Origin of the sequence: Citrobacter sp. CK206, from assembly GCF_030333125.1 — a bacterium.
Lineage (GTDB): Bacteria > Pseudomonadota > Gammaproteobacteria > Enterobacterales > Enterobacteriaceae > Citrobacter_B > Citrobacter_B koseri.
The window spans coordinates 89448-95659 of the sequence record NZ_JAOWGM010000027.1; the positions used below are offsets into that span (position 1 = coordinate 89448).

General features: G+C 52.1%; 5 protein-coding genes. 3 read left to right on the forward strand and 2 right to left on the reverse strand.

All coding sequences use genetic code 11. The features are described from left to right. Positions 1–25: 25 nt before the first annotated feature. Both raiA and bamD read right to left on the reverse strand, forming a co-directional pair. Positions 26–364 (reverse strand): ribosome-associated translation inhibitor RaiA, encoded by a 339-nt coding sequence (gene raiA / locus OGX81_RS12590; protein WP_024130845.1) that lies wholly within the window; start codon positions 362–364, stop codon positions 26–28. Between the two features lie 270 nt (positions 365–634). Then, entirely contained in the window at positions 635–1372 is a 738-nt protein-coding gene (gene bamD / locus OGX81_RS12595) for an outer membrane protein assembly factor BamD (RefSeq protein ID WP_012134683.1), read from the reverse strand. A 131-nt stretch (positions 1373–1503) separates the two neighbouring features. Between bamD and rluD the strand changes: the two genes are divergently transcribed. The 3 genes from rluD to clpB all read left to right on the forward strand — a co-directional run bounded on the left by rluD (position 1504) and on the right by clpB (position 5915). Further along, entirely contained in the window at positions 1504–2484 is a 981-nt protein-coding gene (rluD, locus tag OGX81_RS12600) for a 23S rRNA pseudouridine(1911/1915/1917) synthase RluD (protein WP_047461899.1), read from the forward strand. Next, the gene (gene yfiH / locus OGX81_RS12605) at positions 2481–3212 is read left to right on the forward strand and encodes a purine nucleoside phosphorylase YfiH (protein WP_012134681.1); all 732 of its coding nucleotides are present in this window, start codon (positions 2481–2483) and stop codon (positions 3210–3212) included. The genes rluD and yfiH overlap by 4 nt, the downstream gene beginning before the upstream one ends. Before the next feature lie 129 nt (positions 3213–3341). Further along, entirely contained in the window at positions 3342–5915 is a 2574-nt protein-coding gene (gene clpB, locus OGX81_RS12610; protein WP_024130844.1) for an ATP-dependent chaperone ClpB, read from the forward strand. Positions 5916–6212 lie beyond the last annotated feature (297 nt).

A 6212-nucleotide genomic window follows, 5' to 3' on the forward strand; every position in this document is an offset into this window, starting at 1 on the left:
TTGGCGATACACTCAATGTAAGGGACTACTCTTCTTCTGCTTCGACGAAGTTGGCGTCTTTTACTGAAGTTGTGGCACGACGGGCTTCGCCTTTGTGCTGCACTTTATTGAGCTGCCGTTCCAGCTTGTTGATCAAATCGTTAATGGCGGCGTACATATCTTCGTGTTTTGCGCTGGCGACCAGATGTCCGTTCGGGGTATTGATGGTGGCATCAGCGATGAAACCCTGTGGCTCCTTAGACAGAATGATATGTGGATTAATCAGGTGAGTTTGCCATTTTTCTAGTTTGGCGAGACGGTCTGCGACATGCTGGCGTATTGCCGGAGTAATTTCCATTTGTTTACTGGTAATGTTCATTGTCATAAATTTTACCTCTTGTCTTTCCCGTCTTGGTGATTCCAGCATACCGTTCCCAATGTCAAAAAGCGTGATTTAAATCACATTATTTTGTCACTTTTTGTCAAGGAAGCCTTTTTGTGAGTTATCGCAGGAACAACGGATTTTTTACTTGAGGAATAGCTGAAAGGGGGCCATATTTGACGGGATGCGTTGTACTGAAACCGCTTCAGCAACAGCGTAAAATAGATAAAAAAACGGCAGCCTTCGGGCTGCCGTTTTGCGTTCAGTACGCAATCAGGTGTTGCGACCATTGGCGGCGATAATTTTTGCCACTTTGTCAGCCTGAGTCGTCATCTGCATCTGACGATAAGCGTTTTCCATCAGCGGCAGAGCGTCGCGCGTCGCCTGCGTATCCGGGAAGTCGCGCAGCATACCTTCCACACGGTTTACCACGGCAACCCATGCGCCGCGAGCGGTGTAGTAGTCGGCAACGGAGTATTCATACTTCGCCAGACGATCTTTCAGGAAGACCAGACGTTTGGTGGCGTCGGTCGTGTACTGGCTGTTCGGATAGCTACGCACCAGCTTTGAGAAATCATTGAATGCAGCTCGGGCGTGCTGCGGATCGCGATCGCTACGATCGACGCCGAAGAAACCTTGCAGCGCGCTGTCATCCAGCGCCATATTGGTCAGACCGCGCATATACATGACATAATCAATATTCGGGTGCGTCGGATTGAGGCGAATAAAACGATCGATGGCGGCCTGAGCTAACGGCAGATCGGCGTTTTTGTAGTAGGCGTAGATCAGATCCAACTGCACCTGCTGAGAATACGGTCCAAATGGATAACGGTTATCCAACGCTTCCAATTGCGTTATTGCCTGTTTCCAGTTACCGTCCTGCAGCTTTTGCTGGGCAGTCGCGTAGATTTCGTTAGGCGGATTATCGGGCACCTCTTCCTTTGAACCAGAGCAACCCGCCAAAAACAGGCTCAACGTGGCTGCTGCCACCAGATATTTCATGCGCGTCATGACGTTTTGACTTTCCTCAAAATGTTTTACGGGAGATTCTCTGTTCCTGCTCCCGGTTAAGACCAGCTACAATAGCACACTATATTAAACGGCAAAGCCGTAAAACCCAACGTTAAACGAAGAAGCTGTATATGGCACAACGAGTACAACTCACCGCAACGGTATCCGAAAACCAACTCGGTCAACGCTTAGATCAGGCTTTGGCCGAAATGTTCCCGGATTATTCACGTTCGCGCATAAAAGAATGGATTCTTGATCGGCGCGTGCTGGTCAACGGTAAACTTTGCGATAAACCGAAAGAAAAAGTATTGGGCGGCGAACAGGTTTCCATTAACGCGGAAATCGACGAAGAGATCCGCTTTGAGCCGCAGGATATCCCGCTGGATATCGTCTACGAAGATGACGATATCCTTGTCATCAACAAACCGCGCGATTTAGTGGTTCACCCTGGCGCTGGTAATCCCGATGGTACGGTACTGAACGCGCTGTTGCATTACTACCCGCCGATTGCTGACGTACCGCGCGCGGGTATTGTGCATCGTCTGGATAAAGACACCACAGGTCTGATGGTGGTGGCGAAAACGGTTCCGGCGCAAACGCGACTGGTGGAGTCTTTGCAGCTGCGTGAAATTACCCGTGAGTATGAAGCGGTCGCGATTGGACATATGACGGCGGGCGGTACGGTAGATGAACCGATCAGCCGTCACCCGACCAAACGAACCCATATGTCAGTGCATCCAATGGGGAAACCTGCGGTGACTCACTACCGCATCATGGAACATTTCCGTGTGCATACGCGTCTGCGGTTGCGTCTGGAAACCGGACGTACGCACCAGATCCGCGTGCACATGGCGCATATCACGCATCCGCTGGTGGGCGATCAGGTGTATGGCGGTCGTCCGCGTCCACCGAAGGGGGCATCGGAAGCGTTTATCTCCACGTTGCGTCAGTTTGATCGCCAGGCGCTGCACGCGACAATGCTGCGTCTTTACCATCCGATTTCCGGTATTGAAATGGAGTGGCATGCGCCGATTCCGCAGGATATGGTGGAGCTGATTGACGTGATGCGCGCTGACTTCGAAGAACATAAGGATGATGTAGACTGGTTATGAGTAAGCTAATTGTTCCGCAGTGGCCAATCCCGGAGGGGGTTGCAGCCTGTAGTTCTGTACGTACAGGCGGTGTCAGCTTACCGCCTTACGATTCTCTGAACCTGGGCGCCCATTGCGGCGATAACCCGGAACATGTGGAAGAGAATCGCAAGAGACTCTTTGCTGCGGGCAATTTGCCGTCAAAACCCGTCTGGCTTGAACAGGTGCATGGCAAGGACGTGCTGAAACTCACCGGCGAGCCTTATGCATCCAAACGTGCGGATGCGTCGTACAGCAATACCCCCGGCACCGTTTGCGCGGTGATGACGGCGGACTGTTTGCCCGTGTTGTTTTGTAATCGCGCGGGAACGGAAGTGGCGGCGGCTCATGCGGGCTGGCGCGGATTATGTGAAGGTGTGCTGGAAGAGACGGTCGCCTGCTTTGCCGATAAACCTGAAAACATTATCGCCTGGCTGGGTCCGGCTATTGGCCCTGCTGCTTTTGAAGTGGGGGCTGAAGTGCGTGAAGCGTTTATCGCAAAAGATGCGAAGGCGAGCAGCGCATTTCAGGCGCGCGGTGAAAAATATCTGGCGGATATTTATCAGCTTGCGCGTCAACGTCTGGCGAATGTGGGAGTTGAAAGCGTCTATGGCGGCGATCGCTGTACTTACAGCGAAAGTGAGACTTTCTTCTCTTATCGTCGCGACAAGATCACAGGTCGTATGGCAAGTTTTATTTGGCTGATATAACCTAAAGAATCAAGACGATCCGGTACGTGTAATTTTCTTTTCACATAATTCAGGTCATTCACCTTGAATAATTGAGGGATGACCTCATTTAATCTCCAGTAGCAATTTTGACCTGTTATGGGAGGAGTTATGCGTCTGGATCGTCTTACTAATAAATTCCAGCTTGCTCTTGCCGATGCCCAGTCGCTCGCACTGGGGCACGACAACCAATTCATCGAACCTCTTCATTTAATGAGCGCCTTACTGAATCAGGAAGGGGGATCGGTACGTCCTTTATTAACGTCCGCTGGCATTAATGCTGGCCAGTTACGCACGAGTATTGATCAGGCGCTGAGCCGTTTGCCGCAGGTGGAAGGCACCGGCGGCGACGTACAGCCGTCTCAGGATCTGGTGCGTGTACTGAATCTTTGCGACAAGCTGGCGCAAAAACGTGGGGACAACTTTATTTCGTCGGAACTGTTCGTTCTGGCTGCGCTTGAGTCTCGCGGCACGCTGACCGACCTACTGAAATCGGCCGGGGCGACCACCGCCAATATCACTCAGGCAGTTGAACAAATGCGCGGAGGTGAAAGCGTGAACGATCAAGGGGCTGAAGACCAACGTCAGGCCTTGCAAAAATATACCGTCGACCTGACCGAGCGCGCGGAGCAGGGCAAGCTCGATCCGGTGATTGGTCGTGATGAAGAAATTCGCCGTACCATTCAGGTACTGCAACGCCGTACTAAAAACAACCCGGTATTAATTGGTGAACCGGGGGTCGGTAAAACGGCGATTGTCGAAGGGCTGGCGCAGCGAATCATTAATGGCGAAGTGCCGGAAGGGCTGAAAGGCCGTCGCGTACTGGCGCTGGATATGGGCGCGCTGGTGGCCGGGGCGAAGTATCGCGGTGAGTTTGAAGAGCGTCTGAAAGGCGTGCTGAACGATCTCGCCAAACAGGAAGGCAACGTCATCCTGTTTATCGATGAATTACACACGATGGTCGGCGCGGGTAAAGCCGACGGCGCAATGGATGCCGGGAACATGCTGAAACCGGCGCTGGCGCGTGGAGAACTGCACTGTGTGGGCGCCACGACGCTGGACGAATATCGCCAGTACATTGAAAAAGATGCGGCGCTGGAACGTCGTTTCCAGAAAGTGTTCGTCGCGGAACCGTCTGTGGAAGATACCATCGCTATTCTGCGTGGTCTTAAAGAACGTTATGAGCTGCACCACCATGTGCAGATTACTGACCCGGCGATTGTGGCGGCGGCAACCTTATCTCACCGCTACATTTCCGATCGCCAGTTGCCGGATAAAGCCATCGACCTGATCGATGAAGCTGCATCCAGCATCCGTATGCAGATTGACTCCAAGCCGGAAGAACTGGACAGGCTCGACCGCCGTATTATTCAGCTCAAGCTGGAACAGCAGGCGTTAATGAAAGAGTCTGATGAGGCGAGCAAAAAACGCCTCGATATGCTCAACGAGGAACTGGATGATAAAGAACGCCAGTACTCTGAATTAGAAGAAGAGTGGAAAGCAGAGAAAGCCTCTCTGTCCGGTACGCAGACCATTAAGGCTGAGCTGGAGCAGGCGAAAATCGCCATCGAACAGGCGCGTCGTGTGGGCGATCTGGCGCGGATGTCTGAACTTCAGTACGGCAAGATCCCTGAGCTGGAAAAACAGCTGGAAGCAGCGACTCAATCTGAAGGTAAAACCATGCGTCTGTTACGCAATAAAGTGACGGATGCGGAAATTGCTGAAGTGCTGGCGCGGTGGACGGGGATTCCGGTTGCCAGAATGCTTGAAGGCGAACGTGAAAAGCTGCTGCGTATGGAGCAGGAATTACACAGCCGCGTGATTGGGCAGAATGAGGCCGTTGAAGCGGTATCGAATGCCATTCGCCGTAGCCGTGCGGGACTGGCCGACCCGAATCGTCCAATTGGTTCGTTCCTGTTCCTTGGGCCGACCGGGGTAGGTAAAACCGAACTGTGCAAGGCGCTGGCAAACTTTATGTTTGATAGCGATGACGCGATGGTGCGTATCGACATGTCTGAGTTCATGGAAAAACACTCCGTGTCTCGTCTGGTTGGCGCGCCTCCGGGATATGTGGGTTATGAAGAGGGCGGTTATCTGACGGAAGCGGTACGTCGTCGTCCTTATTCCGTCATACTGCTGGACGAAGTTGAGAAAGCGCATCCTGATGTATTCAACATTCTGTTGCAGGTGTTGGATGATGGCCGTCTGACGGACGGGCAAGGGAGAACGGTCGACTTCCGCAATACGGTTGTCATTATGACCTCAAACCTCGGTTCCGATCTGATCCAGGAGCGTTTCGGTGAGCTGGATTACGGCCATATGAAAGAACTGGTGCTTGGTGTGGTCAGCCACAACTTCCGCCCGGAATTCATTAACCGTATAGATGAGGTCGTGGTATTCCATCCGTTGGGTGAAAAACATATCGCTTCTATTGCACAGATCCAGTTGCAGCGTCTGTACAAACGTCTGGAAGAGCGCGGGTATGAAATCCATATCTCTGATGATGCGCTGAAATTGCTGAGCGCGAATGGTTACGATCCGGTTTACGGGGCGCGTCCATTGAAACGTGCAATTCAGCAGCAGATTGAAAACCCGCTGGCGCAGCAAATCTTGTCTGGTGAGCTGATTCCGGGTAAAGCGATTCGTCTGGAGGCGAATGACGATCGCATTGTGGCAGTGCAGTAAGTCACAAATAATAAAAAACGGGCCCATTCGGGCTCGTTTTTGTTTAAAAACCAGGCAAAAATAAAAGGGTGATATGCAAAACGTCCAAAAAACGAACGGTTGATAAGTTTTTTCTAATTTCCCCTTGTCAGGCCGGAATAACTCCCTATAATGCGCCTCCACTGACACGGAACAACGGCACACAGGCTGCCGGGTCAGCGGGGTTCAGCGATGAACACCGGCAGAGAAAAGCAAAAATAAATGCTTGACTCTCAAGCGGGAAAGCGTATTATGCACACCCCGCGCCGCTGAGAAAAA